Here is a 20,632-nt window from a genome sequence, read left to right on the forward strand (position 1 = left end):
GCCGCGCGCGCTAGCCCTGGCGGCGCCCCAGATACCAGGGCATGGCCTTGGCCAGGCCTGCGGCGATGCGGAACTGCGGCGCGTAGCCCAGGCGTTCCGAGATCTTGCTGATGTCGGCCAGCGAATGGCGGACATCCCCGGCGCGGAAATCGCGGTAGACCGGCGCCAGGCGATAGTCGACGCCGTGCTCGCCGAGCAAGCTGCGCAGGCTGTCGATCAGGCCGTTGAGCGAGGTGGCGTCGCCGACGGCGACGTTGTACACCTGGTCCTTGTGCTCGTCGTCGGCGACGGCAGCCAGCAGGTTGGCTTGCACGGTGTTTTCGATGAAGCAGAAATCACGGCTGGTTTCGCCGTCGCCGTTGATCTGGATCGGCTCGCCGACGATCATGGCGTCGATCCATTTCGGGATCACCGCCGCGTAGGCGCCGTTCGGGTCCTGGCGCTTGCCGAAGACGTTGAAATAGCGTAGCCCGATCGTCCGGAAACCATACGAGCGTGCGAACACCTCGGCGTACAGTTCGTTCACGTACTTCGTCACCGCGTACGGCGACAGCGGCTTGCCGATGCACGCTTCGACTTTCGGCAGCCCCGGATGGTCGCCATAAGTCGAGCTCGATGCGGCATAGACGAACGAGGTCACGCCCGCACGCTGCGAGGCGACCAGCATGTTCAGGAACCCGGTCACGTTGACGTCGTTGGTGGTGACCGGATCGTTCAGGGAGCGCGGCACGGAGCCGAGCGCCGCCTGGTGCAGGACGTAGTCGACGCCGGCCGCCGCGCGTTCGCAGGCGGCGAGGTCGCGGATATCGCCCTGCATGAACTCGAAGCGCGCCCAGCGCTGCGCGCCGACGGCTGCCTGGACTTCGTCGAGGTTGTGCTGGTGGCCGGTGGCGAAATTATCGAGCCCGACAACCTGCTGGTCGAGCATCAGCAAGGTTTCCAGCAAGTTCGAACCGATGAATCCGGCACAGCCTGTTACCAGCCATTTTTTGGGTTGTGCTGCCAGGTCCTGGCGCACGATGTCGAATTTGGTCATGTTTCTCTGATGGCGGACGATTACAGGCGCAGGTCGGATTCTTCCTGCGTGAACACGTACTTCAGGTCGTAGAGAACATGATCGGTCTTGCCCCAGCGGCGAATCTGCGCCGCGCCCATGTTTTTGAACTGCTCGTGGGCGACGGCCACCACGATCGCGTCATAGGCGCCCTCTGCCGGGTCGGCAACCGGCGTCACGCCGTATTCGTGCTGCGCATCCTCCGCGCTGACCCACGGATCATGCACGTCGACCGCGACGTTGTAGTCCTGGAGCTCGTTGAGGATATCGACCACTTTGGTGTTGCGCAGGTCCGGACAGTTTTCCTTGAACGTCAGGCCGAGCACCAGCACCCTGGCGCCCTCGACCTGGATCCGGCGCTTGAGCATCAGCTTGACCAGTTGCCCGACCACGTAGGGTCCCATGCCGTCATTGATGCGGCGTCCGGCCAGGATCACCTGCGGATGGTAGCCGATCGCTTCGGCCTTGTGGGTCAGGTAGTATGGATCGACGCCGATGCAGTGACCGCCCACCAGGCCCGGACGGAACGGCAGGAAGTTCCACTTCGTCCCCGCCGCCTGCAGGACGGCTTCGGTATCGATGCCCATGCGGTTGAAGATAATGGTCAGCTCGTTCATCAGCGCAATGTTGAGGTCGCGCTGCGTGTTTTCGATCACCTTGGCCGCCTCGGCGACCTTGATCGTCGGGGCCTTGTGGGTACCGGCGGTAATGATACTCGCGTACAGGGCGTCGACCAGGCCGGCCGTTTCAGGCGTCGACCCGGACGTCACTTTCATGATGGTCGTCAGGCGGTGCGACTTGTCGCCCGGATTGATCCGCTCCGGGCTGTAGCCGACGAAAAAGTCTTCGTTGAACTTCATCCCGGACACGCGCTCGATGACGGGCACGCAGCACTCTTCGGTTGCACCCGGATAGACGGTCGACTCGTAGACGACAACGTCGCCCTTCTTCAGGACCTTGCCCAGGGTTTCGGACGCCTTCACCAGCGGCGTCAGGTCCGGCTGCTTGTGGGCATCGATGGGCGTCGGCACGGTCACGATATAGACGTTCGCCTGTTTCAGGTCTTCGATACTGGTCGAATAGGTCAGCATGGTTGCCGACTTGAGTTCTTCCGGTTCGACTTCAAGCGTTGCCTCGATGCCATCCCTGAGTTCCGCGACGCGGCGCTGATTGATATCAAAGCCCAAAGTCCGGTATTTTTTGCCGAACTCGACGGCGAGCGGCAAGCCGACATATCCCAGGCCGATGACGGCGATGCTTACATTCGTTGGAAGATTCATTTTTTTAAATTGCAATTTCAAAATACGGGTCAACAAATTTACGACCGGCAGCAATCGTGCTGCCGTCTGCACCGCAAGCGGCGCGATCGCGGTCGCCGGACAGACACTGCCGCAATTGGCAGCGCAGGTCTGCCAACGCGGAACAGGAATGCTTAGTCACGCAAGGTCTTGATCGCCGCGGCACCCAAACCGAAGTTCGCAAAAATCTGCGCCCACTCGCGGGTACCCTTGGTGAACTTGGTCCAGGCAGTTTCCTTGTCGAACTTTTCAGGGATGACGATGCTGTCACCCGGCATCACTTCCATACCGCCGATACCCGTCGACAGCCAGCCACTCGAACTGTTGGTCATGACCGTGCCATCGACGCGGATCACGAACACGTTCTCGACGTCGGCATCGGTCGTCAGGCCAGCCATCCGCAGGTAATCCTTGACGCGGCTGTTCGCCCGCCACAGCGGCGACGCTTCCACGTTGACGGCGCCGAACACGTGCACGAAGTCAGGCCGTGCCGGCACCACCAGACGGTCGCCGTTGGCCAGCTTGATGCGCGGCAGGATGGCGAACGACTTTTCGTCCGGCTGCAGACCGAAGGCGATCCGGCCGGTCGGCTTGAGCTGGCGGAAGCGACGGATCGTCTCCTCGGCAATTTGCATCTCGACCTGGCGCTGCGAAGCGGCCGCGGCGGCGTCGGCGGCGTTCATGGCGCCGATGTTGGCGATCCCTTTCGCCTGCTGCGAACGCAATTGCGATTCGAGACGCACCGCCGCCTTCTCCAGGTTCACCTGCTGCTCCTTGCGCACCTGCTCGCGATAGAAGGCGGTGCCGAACAGATAGGCGTTTCCGGTCGTGCCGCCGGCCTTGGCCAGCAGCGATTGCAGCGTTTCGCCGGCGCCCATCTGGTACACGCCGGGTACCTGCACTTCGCCCTCGACGCGCACGAATACGCGACGCTTGTCCATCGGCACCGCGACGTCTTCGTGCGAGAACACGGTGACGGTGTCGCCCGGCTGCAGCTGGATGTTGTCGGCGCCTTGCGGATTGCTGAAGACGTTACCGAGATTGAATGGAATCAGGCTCACGCTCAGGTCGGCGCGGTTGATGCGCTCGACGACGGCATAATCCCAGTTGATTTCGTCGATCAGGCCACCGATCCGCGCGGCGATCGAACGTTCTTCGCCTACGGTCGTGCGCTCGCGCTCGCCCATTGCCGTGCGCTCGCCTTCGCCCAGCGCGGCGCTGCGGCTGATGCCCATCTGCTCGCGGTCTTCGTCGGTCAGGCGCGTGTCGCTGCGCAGTTCACGGACCTGTTCGCTCGTCGTCACCGCATTGTTCTGGCGCTTGAGCGAGCTGCGGCTGATCAGGTATTCCTTGTTCGGAATCAGGTCGCTGATGCGCATGTTCGACTTGAACGGCACGCGCACGGCCTGGTCGACATTGCCGCGCAAGACCACGGCATTCGAGAAGTCCGGGGTGATCGAGGTGATGTTCAGGACGTCGCCGTTCTTCAGGCTGCGCTTGAGGCCTTCGCCGTTCAGGGCGAACTGCTCGACGCTGCGCGGCTGGTTGCGGGTCGGGTCGATGCGCTCGAGGAAAGCGCGGCGCGGATCGGCCACCACTGGCAAGCCGCCGGCCAGGTCGAGGAGCGACTCGATCGTGTCGCCGCTGCCCTTGACTTCATAGATGGCCGGGGTGTTGACGTTGCCCACCAGGGCGACGAAGCCGCCCGCCGGCGGGATCACGATGGTGTCGCCGTCCTGCAGCTTGATGTCGCCGGATTTGTCGCCCTTGGCGATGAAGGCATACAGGTCGAGTTCGGCGGCGATCTTGCCGGCACGCTTGACCTGCACGCGGCGCATGCTGCCGTTGGCGGTCGGGCCGCCGCTCGCGAACAGGGTCGTCACCAGCGTCGACAGGCTCGAGACGGTATAGGTGCCGGGGCGCCTGGCCTGGCCGACCACGTACACGGTCATCGAGCGCAGCTGGCCGAAGGTGACGTTGACGTTGACGCCCTTGTACAAGCGGCCGATGGCGGTGCGGATGACGCTCTCGGCCGAGCCGGCCTTGACGCCGGCCAGCACGACGGTGCCGACGGTCGGGATCGAGATGGTGCCGTTGCGGTCGATCGTCGCGCGGTAGTCGATGTCGATGGTGCCGGTGCCGCGGATGAGCAGCTCGTCGCCAGGGCCGAGGGGCTGGTCGGCCGGCAGCGGTCCGCTGCCGATCGGATCGAACTGGGACTGGGCGGACTCGAAGAAGCCGGCGCCGAAGACAGGCAGGATGCGCCCGGTGCTGTCAGACAGGAATTTCTGGAATTCGCTGATCGCTTCGGCGTCGCGCATGCGTTCGCCGTCCTGCAGCGCCGCCATGTCGCCACGCGCCTGGCCGAACTGGCCGGAGCGGGCCTGCTGGGCGCCGCGGCGCTGCGCCGATGCGCCGGCGCCTGGCTGCGTACCCGGGCGTTCGCTGTTCGTGATACGTACCTTGGCGGGCGCGCCTGGCGCCGCTACAGGGAGGTCGCTGCTCGGCATATCCTGGCCGAACATGTCGTCACGGCTGGGCAAGTTCTGCGCCGACGCGCCAATGCTGGATGCGGCCAGGGTAACGGCCAAAAAACCGGTGCTTATTTTGAACATTGAGGATAAGGAGCGCAAGGCGCGATGAGCGTATAGGAACAGTCCGCTATCTTAACTGAATTCATTGGTATCGGGAAATGGGCCAGCGCCCCCCCAGCTGGATAAATGCACGGTTTTGGGCCTACCTTCAGCACATATACCACACCCTTGCATTGCGTTATCTCAACAAAGCGGCGGCGATTACGCCTGCGTTTCTCCTATGGGAACAAGCCTCATGGCCCGTGTCAGGCCGGCAACATGATATTCCGCAGAAGCAATGACATTAATCTGACCAAAATACCGGTGTGCCGATTTTCCATGCTTCAATTTTTGAATTGACATGGTGAGAATTGGAGAGAATTAACGGCTCTTTTAGGAGACGTAATCCATGCCGCCATTCGGAAAATATCAGTGTCGTTTTATCCGCGCGCTTATATGGAGCGGCGTGTTCCTGCTCGGCCATCAGGCCTTGGCTGCAAATGGGCTTCCGGCCGAAGCGGCCGCGGCAGCCGACGCCGACGTCGCCCGCGCGCTGGACGAGGCCGAGCTGCGCAAGGCCATTGCCGACGCCGAGCGCGCCGAGATGCTGGCCCGGCTGCCGCCGGCCAGCGCGAAAGCGCTGCCCGGCGCCGTCGACACGCGCCAGTTCGGCGCCGCCGGCCTGGTGCGCGCGTTCGACCTGGCGCGCGGGCTGGCAGTCGAGGTCTGCGCGGCCTTGCCGCAGGATGCGCGCACCGCGGTGTACGATCCGGCCACCAGCGCCGGGGTTAATGCCGCCCGCGGCGTCGACGATGCCCTCATGCGCCTGGCCGACGAACTGGCGCGCCGCAACAAGGACATGCAGGCCTACATCGATGCCCATACGCCGCCTGGCGCCGTCGGCGGCACGCTGGCCGTGGCGCTGACGGTGGTGCCGGGCGTGCTGCGCGCCGCGGCCGACACCAGTTCGCTATTCAAGACCGACGTGACCGCATCGAGCATCGCCTATGGCGAGGGCGCGCGGGCGCTGTTCGTCAGCGCGCTGGCCGAAGCCTGTCCGCAGCGCATCGCCGGCCTCGGCGGCGGCTATCTGGGCGAACTCGATGCCACGCAGCACGCGCGCCTGCTCGGCAAGCTGCGCTCGCTGGCAACCCACCGCGCCGACTACGCGAACCGGATCGCGCTGCTGCAAAAGCTGGCCGAGGCGGCCAAGGGCGACGAGAAACGCGACATGGCCGCCGTTGCCGGCGCCGCCGGCGCGGTGCTGAAAGCCGTGGACGCCTTTATCGAATCGCTGCGCGCCGGCGAAAGCGGCGACAGGAGTCCGCTCTCGAATGCGGCGCGCTACCTCGGCTATGCCCAGCGCACCGGAGGCGCACCGGTGCTCGACTTCGACCTGCGCCTGGAAGGCATGAGCATCGTCAAGGACAACCTGTTTATGGGACAAAAACTGCGCCTGTCGGCGATCGCCCTGCTCTGGTACCGGGTGCATGCGCCCGACGGCAGCCTGCGCCTGGCGCGCACCGTGAGGAAGATGGCGCAGCCGCTGGAGATGGATCTGCGCGGGGAAGCGGTGGCCGACGGTTTCTGGGAAAGTCCATAGGAAGGTAGGCGCTGCAACGCGTGGAGTCGGGAGCGGTTCGCCGCCCGCTCCACCCTATCCACTGGCCGCCTTACCCCGCCCTGACCACCTTCTGCGCAATCGCCCCGAACACCGATTTCCCCTTCTCGTCGTCCATCTCGATGCGGATCGTATCCCCAAAGCGCATGTACGGCGTACTCGGCGCCCCGTCGGCACTCGTCTCGCCCCTGCGCTGGTCGGCAATGCAGGCGTAGCCCGGCGCGACCGCGCCGCGTTTGGTGCCGATCCGGTTCGCCACCGGCCCGGCGCCGACGATGCTGCCGGCGCGCAGCCCGCGCGTCTTGCACAGGTGCGCCGCCAGTTGCGGGAAATTGAAGGCCATATCGACGCCCGCGTCGGGCTGGCCGACCGGGTTGCCGTTCCAGCTTGTCGCCAGGCGCAGGTGCACCTTGCCGCCGCGCCAGGCGTCGCCGAGTTCGTCCGGGGTAACCGCCACCGGCGAACAACTCGTCGCCGGTTTCGATTGCAGCACGCCGCCGCGTGCGAGTTCGTCCGGCATCAGCTGGCGCAGCGCGACGTCGTTGACGAGCATTAGCAGGCGGATGCGGCCGTGCGCTTCGTCGGGCGTGGCTTTCATTGGCAAGTCGTCGAAGATGGCCGCCACGCCGGCGCCGAAATCGATGCCCCACTCTTCATGGGCCAGGACGATGTCGTCGCACGGGCCGAGCAGTTCGTCGCAGGCGCCGCGCGTCATGGAGGGCTCGCTCGATGCGTCGCCTGGGAAATACGCGGCGCCGATCGTCCAGCCGCAGGCGCGCGGCAACGGCGCCATGCACTGGGCGGGGTCGAAATCGAAGGCGCGCCGGGCCGCGCCGGCGTTCAATTGCACGTACAGAGCGTCGAGCTGGGGCGCCATGAAGGCCCAGTCGTCCAGCGCGGCCTGCAGCGTCGGTGCGATGGCGTCGGCCATGTGCGCGGTTTTCAGGTCGCGCGCGACGACGGCAAGCTGGCCGTCGCGGCTGCCATCCTTGATCGTTGCGAGTTTCATCGGCGGGAAGAACGAGGTGTCAAACCCGCCATTGTAGAGCAAGGACCGATCAGAACGTGGCGAGCACGCCCACGCCGATCGAGCGCTGGAAGTAGTTGTAGTCGATCAGGCTCTGGCCATAGCCGGCGAAGGCCTGGGCATAACCCTTGACGTTGCCGGCCAGCGGAAAGGCCCAGCTCGCCTGGATCGCGCCGCGGTCGGTGTGCATGTTGTAGCGCAGGGTCGACGAATAGATGTGGCCGTCGCGGCGGTAGGCCAGCGCCAGGTCGCCGCGGCCCATGTAGTCGACCAGGTCCGGGTTGTCGTCCTCGTCGGCGCTTTCGTTCAGGCGTTTCCAGACGCGGGCGGTGGCCGAAAAGCCATCCTTTTCGATGCCCAGCTGCGCGTACACGCGGTTCCAGCTGCGCGACAAGGTGCCCGACTGGCCGTTCGACTGGTGATTGACGCCCAGGCCGGCATGAGTGAACTTGACGCCGCCGAGGTCGAATTTCAGCGGCGCGATGGCCATGAACTCCGGCTGGTAATTGGTCTCGCGGAAGGGGCTGGACGCCTTGCTGTTGGCCGCCTGCCAGAAGCTGTTCTGGGTATAGCCGAACCACAGGTCGACCGGCTTGCCGAATGCGCCTTCGATCATTTTCATCTTGAAGCTGAGCTGGAAGGCCAGTTCGCTCTTCGACAGCCCGGCATCGTTATCGGTCAGGTCGCGGTAGGGCAGGTAGGGCGCCTCGTTCTGCCGGTAGCTGCGGGTGGCGATCAGGTAGCTGGCGTTGTGCGGACGGAACTTGAAGACGCCGCGGCGGTAGGGCTGGTCCAGCTCCCAGTGGTCAAGCTGGCTGAACTTGGCGCTGCTCTCGGCCGATGGCTGGGCGGTGACGACGGCCACCGTCGCCACGGCCGGGGCGGCTGCGCCACCGGGTTCGGTCGTTGCCGGATTGACGACGACTGCGGCTTCGGTGCGCGGCGCAGGCGTGGCGGCCAGCTTGTCGAAGCAGGCCAGGCGCGCGACGTTGTCCCCGATGTTGGCGCAATCGCCGAGCACCTTGGGAGCATCCTGGGCGGCAGCGTTAACGGCGTATAACAGGGGAAGGGAGAGCAGGAGGGAACGGTAGGATTGCGGCATCGTGAGCACTGGATCGGTTGCGAAAATACGCCGTCGCGTCCGACTGCATGCCTGCGCGCCGACCACGATCTGACGCGAGTCAATACGCATTTTGCTGGATAACCAATTTTGGGGTCGCACAGTTAAACGCCGTGCATAAAGCCTGCTCCAAAGGCCCCCCCGTGGAGTCGGGACTCCACCCTACGAACATCGGTACACATAGGGTGGAGTCCTGACTCCACGGATTTTTAGCTCTGCCGACAGCTTAAGCCTGCGACGGCACCAGCAAATCCAGCTGCGCCTGCTCCAGGAAGCACCACTCCCCCTCCTTCAACCCCAGCGATTCCAGCGTCAAGCCGCCGATCGCCGAGCGATGCAGCGCGCTGCAATGGTTGCCGGCAGCGGCCAGCATGCGCTTGACCTGGTGGTACTTGCCCTGCTCGAGCACGATTTCGATGCCGTTGTCGCCATGGGCGACACAGGACACGGCGCGCAGCGGCGCCGGTTCGTCGTGGAGTTGCACGCCAGCCAGCAGCTGTTCGACCAGTTGCGGCGTCACCGGCTCGGCCGTGGTGGCCTGGTACACCTTCGGCACGTGGCGCTTGGGCGAGGATTGGGCGTGAATGAAGGGGCCGTCGTCGGACATCAGCAGCAGGCCGGTGGTGTCGTGGTCGAGGCGGCCGACCGGTTGCACGTCGCGCCAGCCGAACTGCTCCGGCAGCAAGGTCAGCACGCCCGGATGGTGGCTGGGTTTGCGCGAACACTCGAAATTGGCCGGCTTGTACAGCGCGATATAGACGCGCTCGCGGTAGATCCATTCCTCGTCGAAGACGGCGAGGACCAGGTTGTCGGTGTCGACGGTCAGTTTGTAGTTGTCGACGATGCTGCCATTGACGGCGACATCGCCATCTTCGATCAGGGCGCGGCAATATTTGCGGGTACCAAAGCCCTGCGATTGCAGGATACGGTCCAGGGATAATTTACTCATGGGCGAGACTTTAACAGAAGGGGACAGGACTTTCACGGAAGGCTTGCCCATAGCCAAGTTGACAAGGCACTGTTTCCACACGGATCGGAGATAGACATGCCTTTGCGCTAGATCAATCGGAACAGGAGAACCATTGATAGACTTCAAGTCCATTAGGAATCGCCCTACAGCGTGTTCGGAACTGATGAGGAACCGCTAGGACAAACCACCAGACAAAAAGAGGACAACATGCAAGCAGTGAAACCTACGCCCTACGATGCCGCCATGCCCACCGTCGCCTCCGCATCGGTTCGGGCCGCGCGCCTGTCGCTGGCGCGCTCACAGTGCGCCCAGTTCCCCACGCGCCTGGCGCTGGCACGCTGGACCCGTGGCGGCAATACGCCGCATCTGCAGGCCAATGCCCAGGCGCCGCTGCGCGCCGCCTGGTTCGACCGTGCCCAGCGCGATTTCCAGGCCTGGCTGGAACAGGGCGGGTTCGTGCAGCATGACGAGGCGGAAAGTGAAATGTAGATGTGCGCGGCGCTTGCCGCGCGGACGCAGGGTGAGAGGCCCTGCCCGGCCATGGACCTACTCGCACCTGTCGCGCCGGCCACGCTACCCCGCGGTATTGATGAGCTGCCCTCATGAATCCTCGGCATGATTCATCAACCACCCGCATAAATGAAAACGACGGCTTGCGCCGTCGTTTTCGTTCCCGGGAGGGGTTATTACTATGAGGAATTTAATTCTCTCGAAAACCGCACGTATGCGGAGAAGGTAGTGTCACCAGATTTTTTACGACTGCGAACAGGTTGGCACGTGTTATTGATTGCCCCTCCTGGAAGAACTACAAGAACCAATATAGACCATCTTGCAGAACATTCAAGGACATATTGAGCAAAATCAGTTCAGTTTAGGAAGGGTCGTGTGCGACATTGCCTTCAATGCTCCCTCGCCCACCGAGGCGCCAAACTTCTTCAGTACCCGCTCCGGCAAGCCTTCGTGTGCCGTGTAGTCGACGATGTCTTCGGCCTTGACGATGTCGCGCGCCACCGTGTCGACGGTGCCGAAGCCATCGGCCAGGCCCATGTCGACCGCTTTCGCACCGGTCCAGTACAGCCCCGAGAACATGTCCGGCGTTTCCTTCAGGCGTGTGCCGCGGCCGGCGCGCACGACCGTAATGAATTGCTGGTGGATCTCGTTGAGCATTTCCTGGGCATGCGCGCGGTGCTTGTCCGACTGCGGACTGAACGGATCGAGAAATCCTTTATTGGCGCCGGCCGTCAGAAGGCGCCGCTCGACGCCGAGCTTTTCCATGGTGCCGGTAAAGCCGAAGCTGTCCATCAGCACGCCGACCGAGCCGACGATGCTGGCTTTATTCACATAGATGCGGTCGGCCGCGGCGGCGATGTAGTAGCCGCCCGAGGCGCAGATTTCATCGACGACGACGTACAGCGGCTTGTCCGGATAGCCGCGCTTCAGGCGCCGGATTTCGTCGACGATGATGCCTGCCTGCACCGGACTGCCGCCGGGGCTGTCGATGCGCAGCACCACTGCGGCCGAGCCGGCGTCGGCGAAGGCCTTGTTCAGCGAGGGGATGACATTGTCCGCCGCGCCGCTGCCTTCTGCTTCGATCTCGCCGTTAATTTCGATTAAAGCAGTGTGGCGGCCGAGGTTTTCGTCGTCGCTGCCGAAGCTCAGGTCGAAATAGGTCCAGAGGCCGACCACGATCACGGTGAGAAAGGCGAGCCGGAAGAAAATGCCCCAGCGCCGCGCCGCGCGCCGCTCCTTGATGGTGGCGAACACGAGCTTTTCGAGCGTCTCGCGTTCCCAGTTGCCGGCCGTCGGGTTGTCGACAAAGCGGCCGTCGCCGTCGTGCTTGATGTTGTCGCTCATTACGCTTTCTCGATGCTCCGTGAATTAAAGGAATTTCTTTAGTCACCTGCAGGCAGACCGACGCGCTCGTCCGGCTGCCAGTACACTTTGCCGTCGACCTCGCGCACCGCGATCGGGCGCAGCTTGCCGCCGCGGCAAGGCCCGCCTGCGCACACGCCGCTCTCGGGCCGGTAGACGGCGCCATGGGTCGCGCACATCAGGAATTCGCCGCTCGACTCGAAAAACTGCCCCTGCACCCAATCGAGTTCCATCGGCACATGGGCGCAACGGTTCAGGTAGGCATAGGCCGTGCCTCCATACCGCACCACGAAGCCGGTTGCCGCCTCGCCGAAAACGGCGACCGGAAAGCGCACGCCCTCCCCGCCGTCGACCAGCAGTTCGGAATCGCAGATCAGCACTGGCGTGAGCGCATTTGTCATCGCTTATGCAAACTCGGCCAGCCAGGCATGCAGTTCAACCGCGGTTTTTGCCGAGTACAGCGGGCGGCAGGCTTGCAGCTGGTCGACCGGGTGCGCGCCGTACTCGACCGCGATCGCCGCGGCGCCGGCATTTTTCGCCATCAACAAATCGTGGGTGGTGTCGCCGATCATGACGGTGCGGCGCATGTCCTGGCCCAGTTCGCGCGTCAATTCCTGCAGCATGGCCGGGTGCGGCTTGGAAAACGTTTCATCGGCGCAGCGCGTGGCATCGAACAGCGACAGCAGCCCGCAGGCGTTCAGCGCCCGGTTCAGCCCGACGCGGCTCTTGCCGGTGGCCACCGCCAGGAAGTAACCCTGCTGCGAAAGTTCATTCAACATCTCGCGCACGCCCTTGAACAGCACCAGTTCGTGGTCTTTCGTCAGGAAGTGGTAACGGTAGCGCTCGACCATGCGCGGGTACAGCGCCGCCGGCATGTCGGGCACCGCCGCCTGCATCGCTTCGGGCAGCGCCAGGCCGATGACGTGGGCGGCGGCCTCGTCGCTCGGCACCGGCAAGCCGACGTCGCGCGCGGCAGCCTGGATGCACTTGACGATGGCGACCGTGCTGTCCATCAGCGTGCCGTCCCAGTCGAACACGATCAGATCAAATTGCTTTCTTGGCATTTCTTCCGGCTATACACCGGCTCCTCGTTATTTTCGTGCTGGTTGGACCGAGCTTCAATTTACCGCTTGCCCCAAGCTTAGCAAGAAACGGTCGCACTCGGCGGGCAAGGGTGCCTGCAAGGTCATCGGTTTACCGGTTTCCGGATGCGTGAACGTGATTTTATAGGCGTGCAGAAACATCCGGCGCAAGGCGCCACGCGTCGCATCGGCCTTTTGCAGCTGCTTGTTCAGCGCAAAATCGCCGTATTTCTCGTCGCCGAGGATAGGAAAGCCCGACGAAGCCAGATGAACGCGAATCTGGTGGGTACGGCCGGTTTTCAGTTCCGCTTCCAGCAAGGCAAAACCTTCCCATTTGCGCAGCAAATTGAAAATCGTGTGCGATTCCATGCCGCCCGCTTGCACCACCACGCGCCGCTCACCATCCGGGGTCGAGAATTTATGTAGCGGCAATTTGACGTGCTGGCGCTTGTTGATCCAGTCGCCGGCGACGGCCGCCAGATAACGCTTGTCGGTATGACCATCGCGCATCTGCTCGTGCAGGTTGGTCAGTGCCGAGCGCTTTTTGGCGAGCAGCAGCAAACCCGAGGTTTCGCGGTCGAGGCGGTGCACCAGCTCCAGGAACTTGGCGTCCGGCCGCGCCGCGCGCAACTGTTCGATCACGCCATACGACACGCCCGAGCCGCCATGCACGGCCACGCCGGCCGGTTTGTCGATCACCAGCAAATGGGTGTCTTCGTGGACGATCCGGAATTCGGCGCCCGGCACCGGCGCGGTATGCGTTTTTTCGGCGAGGCGGATCGGCGGAATACGCACCAGGTCGCCGGCGGCGAGGCGGTACAACTGGTCGATGCGGCCCTTGTTGACGCGCACTTCGCCGGAACGCAGGATGCGGTAAATGTGGCTTTTCGGTACGCCTTTGCAGACGCGCAGCAGGTAGTTATCGATGCGCTGTCCGGCTTCTTCTTCGGTGATCGTAACGAAACTTGCTGCCAACGCCTGTGATGAAGGGGGAACAACATCGCTTTGCATCTTCATTTGGATTGTCTTCCCAGAAATTCTCTCTAAGTCCTTCATTTTGAATATATAATCGACAGGCGGCGGTCAAACCTCTGCAGGTGTAAGAATTAAAACGATATTTTACACAGGGGCGCGCTCCATCGGCCCCGCAGGCATGCAAATTCGATGGAAAAAACGTGTACGCACATTCCTGCGCAGTTCAAGGTTGCACCGCAGTTGTAATCGGATCGCGTGCAGGAGTGCCGGATTGGATTGATTGGAACTATAAGGATAAGTACCGGCAAGCTGCTTCTTGCGGGCTCGCCGGTTGATGGTGTCGATAACGCTTGTCGTTTCGCCCGACCCGTTGCAAGCCTCATCACAAGGCTTGAGAGACAAGGCTGATGAATCGCCTGTCATCGAAGTCCTGGAATGTGTTCGCTGTAAACGGTCAGGCTGGTTTTGCGCGCACCGCCTGCACCATGTTGCGCCGCTCGGGATGAGCGGCCCTGGGTGCGGCGTGCCCTCGGCATGACGATCGATCCCATGCGCCCTGTTGCGGCGGCGAGCCCCTGGCCTCGCCTTGCCGCACGTCCGGGCATACCCCCTCCAGCTCTCCCCTCCCGCGTACGTCCCTGTACTTTCGCCGCCCTGGCAAGGCGGCCTGGAACGGCCCACGGGTCGCGGAGTAAAAAATGAAACGTATGTTGTTTAACGCTACGCAGCAAGAAGAGTTGCGCGTAGCAATCGTCGACGGTCAAAAACTGATCGACATCGATATCGAAACGGCTGGACGCGAACAGCGCAAGTCGAATATCTACAAGGGTGTCATCACCCGCATCGAACCCTCCCTCGAAGCTTGCTTCGTCAGCTACGGCGAAGACCGCCACGGCTTCCTCCCCTTCAAAGAAGTTGCCCGCACGTATTTCCGTGACGGCGTCGACGTGCGCAATTGCTCCATCAAGGAAGCGCTGCGCGAAGGCCAGGAAATCATGGTGCAGGTCGAGAAGGAAGAGCGCGGCAACAAGGGCGCGGCCCTGACCTCGTTCATTTCGCTGGCCGGCCGCTACCTGGTGCTGATGCCGAACAACCCGCGCGGCGGCGGCGTGTCGCGCCGCGTCGAAGGCGAAGAGCGCCAGGAACTGCGCGAGACGATGGACAAGCTGGACCTGCCGCAAGGCATGTCGGTGATTGCCCGTACCGCCGGCATCGGCCGCAACGTCGAAGAACTGCAGTGGGACCTGAATTACCTGATGCAACTCTGGCGCGCGATCGAAGGCGCCGGCAAGTCGGCCTCGGGCGCCTTCCTGATCTACCAGGAAAGCTCGCTCGTGATCCGCGCGATCCGCGACTACTTCCAGCCGGACATCGGCGAAGTCCTGATCGACACCGACGAGATCTATGAGCAGGCCCAGCAGTTCATGAGCCACGTGATGCCCGACATGGCGCACCGCGTCAAACGCTACAGCGACGACGTGCCGCTGTTCTCGCGTTTCCAGATCGAACACCAGATCGAAACCGCCTACGCGCGCACCGTGCCGCTGCCATCGGGCGGCGCGATCGTCATCGACCACACCGAAGCGCTGGTCTCCATCGACGTCAACTCGGCACGCGCCACACGCGGCTCGGACATCGAAACGACCGCCTTCAACACCAACTGCGAAGCGGCCGACGAAGTGGCGCGCCAGCTGCGCCTGCGCGACCTGGGCGGCCTGATCGTCATCGACTTCATCGACATGGAAGTGGCGAAGAACCAGCGCGAAGTCGAAACCCGCCTGAAGGACGCCCTGCACCATGACCGTGCCCGCGTCCAGATGGGCAAGATCTCCCGCTTCGGCCTGATGGAACTGTCGCGCCAGCGCCTGCGTCCGTCGCTGTCCGAAGGTTCGCACGTGACCTGCCCGCGCTGCTCGGGCACCGGCCACATCCGCGACACCGAATCGTCGGCCCTGCAAGTCCTGCGCATCATCCAGGAAGAGGCGATGAAGGAAAATTCGGCCACGATCCACGTGCAGGTGCCGGTCGACGTCGCCGCCTTCCTGCTCAACGAAAAGCGTGGCGAAGTCCTGAAGATCGAGAACCGCCACCGCATCACCGTGATCCTGGTGCCAAATAAACACCTCGACACGCCGCACTACAAGCTCGAGCGCATCAAGCACGACGATCCGCGTCTGGAAGAAGCGCCGTCCAGCTACACCCTGGCCGAGACCGCCGAAACCGACATGGCCTACAGCAAGCGCCAGAAGGAAGAAGCCAAGCCACGCCAGGAAGCCATGGTCAAGACCATCACCCCGGCCCAGCCGGCGCCGGTGGTCGACCGCAGCGAAGCGGCCAAACCGGTGAAAGCGGTGGAAGCACCGGCCGCGCCGATCACCCCGGTGGCAGTCGCACCGACCGGCTTCTTCGGCAAGCTGAAGAGCTTCTTCTTCGGCGCACCGGAACCGGTGGCGCCAGCGCCAGTGGTGGCCGAGCCGGTCAAGCCGGCCGCGGCGCCAGTACAAGGCGAGCGCGGCGAGCGCAATGGCCGTGGTCCACGTGCCCGTAACGGTCGAAATGAGGGTCGAAATGAGGGTCGAAATGAGGGCCGCAACGAGGGCCGCAATGAAGGCCGCGGCAACAAGCCGGAGCGTAACCGCGAAGAACGCGACACGACGGCCAAGGCCGGCGTCGACGAGACCGTGAAAGCGGGCGAGTTCGAGGGCAAGCCGGCGCGTCCACCGCGTCCGCCACGCGAGCCGCGCGCCCCACGTGAAGCGCGCGAAGGTGCCGAGACTGCCGTCCCGGCACCACGCGCCGAGCGCGCAGAACGTGGCGAGCGTCCGGAACGCGCTCCGCGCCAGCCGCGCGAACGCACCGAGCGCCAGCAGGCGTTCGAGGCCAAGCTGGAAGAGCTGAACATTCCGGCAGCCGTGCCCACGCCTGAATCGGAACTGTCGACCACGACCCCGCACGGCGACCAGCTCGAGCACGCCGTCAAGGCCGTGACCGGCAGCGGTCCGCAGGGTGAGGAGATCGAAGGCGAAGGCGGCGACGAGCCGCGCCGCCGCCGCCGCCGTGGTGGCCGCAACCGCAACCGCCGCGACCGCGACGGCAGCGAGATCGAAGGCAGCGAACTGGGCGATAACGACGGTACGCCGGCATTCATGCCGGTGGCCGACGAAGAAGCCGCGAAAGTTGCTGCCGCCGAGAAGTCGAACCGTGGCCGTGGCCGCGGCGAAGGACGCCAGCAGACCGCCAAGCAGGCGCCGTGGCCGTTCCCGACCGCAGCCTCGGTCGCCGCGGCGCAAGCCAAGGCTGCCGCGCCTGCCGCCCCTGCAGCGCCGGTCGTCAAGCCTGCCCCGGCAGCGGCGCCGTCGTTCGGCGTGCCGGCAGCGACCGCGCAGACCTGGTTCTTCCCGACCGCCGCCTCGATCGCCGCAGCGCAGCCGAAGCAGGCTGCCCAGCCGGCGCCAGCCGCACCGGTTCCGGTTACCGAGGTTTCTGTTGCTGAAGCACCGGCTGCAGTTACGCCCGTTGCCGAGGCAGCGGTTGCTCCTGCTCCTGCTCCTGCTCCAGTGGCCGAAGCACCGGTCGCTGCGCCTGCTGTCGAGGCACCAGCCCCTGCGCCACAAGCTGCTGCGCCAGTCGCGCCAACGCCGGCACCTCAGCCTGCGGCCGACCTGAGCGACGTACTCGGCGCCGCCGGCCTGACGCTGGCCTCCACCGATCCGGAAAAGCTGCGCGCAGCCCAGGAAGCGGCCGCCCAGGCAGCCGCCCCGGTCCGCATCGGCCGTGCCCGCAAGCCGGCACCGAAGCTGGTCGACGAGCCCCTGATCCAGGTCGATACGCGCCAGTAATCCTGGCGGGTCAGTCCGGTAAAAAGGGAAGCCGCGTGCTTCCCTTTTTTATTGCCGTGTTCCCTACTTGGACCCGCGCCTGTGTGTGCGCGCCCCTCGTGCTATCGTATCGGCATGTCTGAAAAAATCATCATGCTCCACGACCTGCGCGCGCCCACGCTGGCCGTGCCGGCGGCACCGGCGGCGCCCGTCGGGATTCTCGCCGATGCCTTGGCGCGGCCCCTGCACGACCTGCGCATTTCGGTGACCGACCGCTGCAATTTCCGCTGCGTGTACTGCATGCCGAAGGAAGTCTTCGGCAAGGATTACCCCTACCTGCCGCACGGCGACCTGCTCTCGTTCGAAGAAATCACACGGGTGGCGCGGCTGTTCATCGCCCATGGCGTCGAAAAGATCCGCCTGACCGGCGGCGAACCGCTGCTGCGCAAGAACCTGGAGCACCTGGTGGCGATGCTGCGCGCCTTGCCGACGGTGTCCGGCCGCCCGCTCGACCTGACGCTGACCACCAACGGCTCGCTGCTGGCGCGAAAGGCGCGCGCGCTCAAGGATGCCGGCCTGGACCGGGTCACGGTGTCGCTCGATGCGCTCGACGACGCCGTCTTCAAGCGCATGAACGACGTCGATTTTGCCGTCGGCGACGTACTGGCCGGGATCGACGCGGCGCACGCCGTGGGCCTGGGGCCGGTGAAGGTCAACATGGTCGTCAAGCGCGGCACCAACGACGACCAGATCGTGCCGATGGCGCGCCACTTCAAAGGCTCGCCGACGATCCTGCGCTTCATCGAATACATGGACGTCGGCGCCTCCAACGGCTGGAACATGGACGAAGTCGTGCCCTCGAGCGAGGTGGTGCGCCGCATCGGCGCCGAGCTGCCGCTGGTGCCGGCCGCCGCCAACTACACGGGCGAAACGGCGGCGCGCTGGCGCTATCTCGACGGCGGCGGTGAAGTCGGCGTCATTTCCAGCGTCACCGGCGCCTTTTGCAAGGATTGCAGCCGCATGCGCCTGTCGACCGAGGGCAAGCTGTACACCTGCCTGTTCGCCACCCGCGGCCACGACCTGCGCGCGCTGCTGCGCGCCGGTCACGACGACCTGGCGATCAGCGGTGCGATCGCGCAGTTGTGGCGCGGGCGCACGGACCGGTATTCCGAAACGCGCACGGTGGAAACGCAGGGCAGCGCGCCTGGGGCGCGCAAGGTCGAAATGTCATACATTGGTGGATAATGCGCGGCGGCTGAGTTAACTCGAACAACAACATGACACAACAAGCATCGATCAGTGGACTGATCCTCGCCGGCGGGCGCGGCACGCGCATGGGGCAGGTCGACAAGGGCTTGCAGCCGTTTCGCGGCAAGACCATGGCCGCCCACGTACTGGAACGCCTGGCGCCGCAAGTGGCGGGCGTGGCCATCAACGCCAACCAGAACCTGGAAACCTACGCCGCGCTCGGCGTGCCGGTGTGGCCGGACGACCTGCCCGGCTTTGCCGGGCCGCTGGCCGGCATGGAAACCGGCATGCGCCGCTGCCGGACCGAATTCCTGCTGACCGCGCCCTGCGACTCCCCGTTCCTGCCGCCCGACCTGGCCGAACGGCTGCTGGCGGCGCTGCGCGAACAGGATGCGGATCTCGCCTTTGCCGTGACCCGGGAAGCCGGACAGCGTCCGCAACCGCACCCGGTGTTCTGCCTGGTGAAGGCGTCGCTGCTGCCGATCCTGTCCGCGTATCTGCGCGAAGGCGGACGGCGCATGGATGGCTGGTACAAGGATCTGAAGGCGGTCGAGGTGCTGTTCGACGACGCCGACGCCTTCCGCAACATCAATACGCTCGACGAGCTGCACAGCCTGGACGCCACGCGTGCGCCGCGCCTGGCGGACGTGACGAGCTGCCTCTCCGCCTACGATCCGGACGCGCTACCGGTCAAGGATGCGCAGCGCATCATCCACGAGTTCGTCCAGCCGGTGCAGGCCGTCGAGCAGGTCGCACTGCGCGCCGCCCTGGGCCGTGTGCTGGCGCGCGACATCGTCTCGCCGATCGACGTGCCGGCGCACGACAACTCGGCGATGGATGGCTACGCGCTGCGCGGCGGCGACCTCCCGGCCGAAGGCCAGGTGCGCCTGACCGTGATCGGCACCGTGTATGCGGGCAAACCGACCGGCCTGGCGCCGGCGTCGGGCCAATGCGTGCGCATCATGACGGGCGGCGTCATGCCCGACGGCTGCGACAGCGTGATCCCGCAGGAATTCGTGGCCGAGGAAAGCAAGGAATCGATCGTCATCGCGGCGGGTGCCCTGAAGCCGGGCGACAACCGGCGCTTCGCCGGCGAAGATCTCAAGGCAGGCAGCGCCGCACTCAAGGCCGGCAAGATGATCCGCCCGGCCGATCTCGGCCTGGTCGCTTCGCTCGGCATCGCGGAAGTGCCGGTGCGGCGCCGCCTGCGCGTCGCCTTCTTCTCGACCGGCGACGAGCTGCGCTCGATCGGCCAGCCGCTCGACGAAGGCAGCGTCTACGACAGCAACCGCTACACGATCTACGGCATGCTGCAGCGCCTCGGCTGCGACATCATCGACATGGGCATCGTGCGCGACGACCCGGCCGCGCTCGAGGAAGCGCTGCGCAGCGCCTGCGAGAATGCCGACGCCATCATCACCTCGGGCGGCGTCTCGGTCGGCGCCGCCGACTACACCCGGCAGATCATGGCGCGCCTGGGCGACGTCACCTTCTGGAAGATCGGCATGCGTCCCGGCCGTCCGCTCGCCTTTGGCCGCATCGCCTCGAACGGCCACGGCGCCTTCCTCTTCGGCCTGCCCGGCAACCCGGTGGCGGTGATGGTCTCGTTCTACTTCTTCGCCCGCGACGCCCTGCTGCGCATGATGGGCGCCGACGCCCCCCTGCCCCTGCTGCGCGCCCGCTCGGTCGCCGCCATCCGCAAGAAGCCCGGCCGCACCGAATACCAGCGCGGCGTGCTGACCCAGGGCGAGGACGGCATGCCGCAGGTGCGCATCACCGGCTCGCAAGGCTCGGGCATTCTGCGCTCGATGTCGGAGGCGAATTGCATGGTGGTGCTGCATGATGGGCAAAGCAATGTGGCGGCCGGCGACATGGTCGACGTGCTGATGTTCGAGGGGCTGGTGTAATCGGCGGATTGATCGACGTAAGGTGGGCGGGTTTCCCGCCCACGCGTTCAACCGACCCATGCTCATC

Annotated in this window: 15 protein-coding genes; 5 read left to right on the top strand and 10 right to left on the bottom strand. The window is 64.7% G+C overall.

The window, feature by feature from the left end:
- Positions 1-10: 10 nt before the first annotated feature.
- From AC56LG_RS05670 to AC56LG_RS05680, 3 genes are all read right to left on the bottom strand, one after another.
- Positions 11-1,036: an NAD-dependent epimerase/dehydratase family protein gene (locus AC56LG_RS05670; protein ID WP_497165151.1), complete on the bottom strand. Its 1,026-nt coding sequence runs from the start codon at positions 1,034-1,036 to the stop codon at positions 11-13.
- Between the two features lie 20 nt (positions 1,037-1,056).
- Complete coding sequence (tviB, locus tag AC56LG_RS05675) at positions 1,057-2,334, bottom strand: Vi polysaccharide biosynthesis UDP-N-acetylglucosamine C-6 dehydrogenase TviB (protein WP_497165152.1); 1,278 nt, start codon at positions 2,332-2,334, stop codon at positions 1,057-1,059.
- Positions 2,335-2,486: 152 nt separating this feature from the next.
- Positions 2,487-4,895: an SLBB domain-containing protein gene (locus tag AC56LG_RS05680; RefSeq protein ID WP_497165153.1), complete on the bottom strand. Its 2,409-nt coding sequence runs from the start codon at positions 4,893-4,895 to the stop codon at positions 2,487-2,489.
- 439 nt (positions 4,896-5,334) lie between these two features.
- On the opposite strand from AC56LG_RS05680, the gene AC56LG_RS05685 reads away from it, so the two are divergent.
- Complete coding sequence (locus tag AC56LG_RS05685; protein ID WP_497165154.1) at positions 5,335-6,528, top strand: hypothetical protein; 1,194 nt, start codon at positions 5,335-5,337, stop codon at positions 6,526-6,528.
- Between the two features lie 70 nt (positions 6,529-6,598).
- Here the strand turns inward: AC56LG_RS05685 and AC56LG_RS05690 are convergent, their stop codons facing one another.
- From AC56LG_RS05690 to AC56LG_RS05700, 3 genes are all read right to left on the bottom strand, one after another.
- Complete coding sequence (locus tag AC56LG_RS05690; RefSeq protein WP_497165817.1) at positions 6,599-7,555, bottom strand: fumarylacetoacetate hydrolase family protein; 957 nt, start codon at positions 7,553-7,555, stop codon at positions 6,599-6,601.
- A gap of 49 nt (positions 7,556-7,604) precedes the next feature.
- The gene (locus tag AC56LG_RS05695; RefSeq protein ID WP_497165155.1) at positions 7,605-8,675 is read right to left on the bottom strand and encodes a phospholipase A; all 1,071 of its coding nucleotides are present in this window, start codon (positions 8,673-8,675) and stop codon (positions 7,605-7,607) included.
- A gap of 244 nt (positions 8,676-8,919) precedes the next feature.
- Complete coding sequence (locus AC56LG_RS05700) at positions 8,920-9,642, bottom strand: pseudouridine synthase (RefSeq protein WP_497165156.1); 723 nt, start codon at positions 9,640-9,642, stop codon at positions 8,920-8,922.
- A 228-nt stretch (positions 9,643-9,870) separates the two neighbouring features.
- Between AC56LG_RS05700 and AC56LG_RS05705 the strand changes: the two genes are divergently transcribed.
- A complete protein-coding gene (locus AC56LG_RS05705) occupies positions 9,871-10,152 on the top strand; it encodes a hypothetical protein (protein ID WP_497165157.1) in 282 nt (93 codons plus the stop codon).
- 372 nt (positions 10,153-10,524) lie between these two features.
- Here AC56LG_RS05705 and AC56LG_RS05710 read toward each other — a convergent pair whose 3' ends face one another.
- The 4 genes from AC56LG_RS05710 to AC56LG_RS05725 are packed head-to-tail and all read right to left on the bottom strand — an operon-like array spanning position 10,525 to position 13,634.
- Positions 10,525-11,517, bottom strand: coding sequence for a S49 family peptidase (locus AC56LG_RS05710; protein WP_497165158.1), 993 nt, complete (start codon positions 11,515-11,517; stop codon positions 10,525-10,527).
- 38 nt (positions 11,518-11,555) lie between these two features.
- On the bottom strand, positions 11,556-11,936 hold the full coding sequence (locus AC56LG_RS05715) for a Rieske (2Fe-2S) protein (RefSeq protein ID WP_497165159.1): 381 nt from the start codon (positions 11,934-11,936) through the stop codon (positions 11,556-11,558).
- 3 nt (positions 11,937-11,939) lie between these two features.
- Positions 11,940-12,599 (bottom strand): HAD-IIIA family hydrolase, encoded by a 660-nt coding sequence (locus tag AC56LG_RS05720; RefSeq protein ID WP_497165160.1) that lies wholly within the window; start codon positions 12,597-12,599, stop codon positions 11,940-11,942.
- Positions 12,600-12,653: 54 nt separating this feature from the next.
- Positions 12,654-13,634 (bottom strand): RluA family pseudouridine synthase, encoded by a 981-nt coding sequence (locus AC56LG_RS05725; RefSeq protein WP_497165161.1) that lies wholly within the window; start codon positions 13,632-13,634, stop codon positions 12,654-12,656.
- A gap of 656 nt (positions 13,635-14,290) precedes the next feature.
- On the opposite strand from AC56LG_RS05725, the gene AC56LG_RS05730 reads away from it, so the two are divergent.
- From AC56LG_RS05730 to moeA, 3 genes are all read left to right on the top strand, one after another.
- Entirely contained in the window at positions 14,291-17,431 is a 3,141-nt protein-coding gene (locus tag AC56LG_RS05730) for an Rne/Rng family ribonuclease (RefSeq protein ID WP_497165162.1), read from the top strand.
- Between the two features lie 114 nt (positions 17,432-17,545).
- A complete protein-coding gene (moaA, locus tag AC56LG_RS05735; RefSeq protein WP_497165163.1) occupies positions 17,546-18,655 on the top strand; it encodes a GTP 3',8-cyclase MoaA in 1,110 nt (369 codons plus the stop codon).
- A gap of 32 nt (positions 18,656-18,687) precedes the next feature.
- A complete protein-coding gene (gene moeA / locus AC56LG_RS05740; protein WP_497165164.1) occupies positions 18,688-20,565 on the top strand; it encodes a molybdopterin molybdotransferase MoeA in 1,878 nt (625 codons plus the stop codon).
- Positions 20,566-20,632: the final 67 nt, after the last annotated feature.

Source organism: Telluria sp. ZB2R32 (assembly GCF_059685715.1).